Annotated in this window: 1 protein-coding gene; it reads left to right on the forward strand. The window is 56.5% G+C overall.

The genetic code is table 11. The features are described from left to right. Positions 1 to 11: 11 nt before the first annotated feature. The coding region (locus tag ALO43_RS06555; protein ID WP_054997272.1) for a hypothetical protein at positions 12 to 271 on the forward strand (260 nt) is incomplete at its 3' end.

A 271-nucleotide genomic window follows, 5' to 3' on the forward strand; every position in this document is an offset into this window, starting at 1 on the left:
GAGACATCATCATGAAAACCACTAAATTGATCTTCGGCCTGGCTTTCTCTGTTCTGGCTTCCAGCGCCTTTGCACTTCCAGTCACAACTGTTCAAAGCGATATGTCCCGCTCGACCATCGTTGCTGAAGGCGGCACCAAACACACTAACGTCGGTTCAATTCGCGTAGCTGCTGACGGCGCAGACCGTGTCGGTCCAAATCGTCAGGCTGCCGATGGTGCAGACCACGTCGGTGCCAACCGTCTGGCCTCTGATGGCGCGGACCGTGTCGG

The sequence above is a fragment of the Pseudomonas tremae genome (assembly GCF_001401155.1).
Classification (GTDB): Bacteria; Pseudomonadota; Gammaproteobacteria; order Pseudomonadales; family Pseudomonadaceae; genus Aquipseudomonas; species Aquipseudomonas tremae.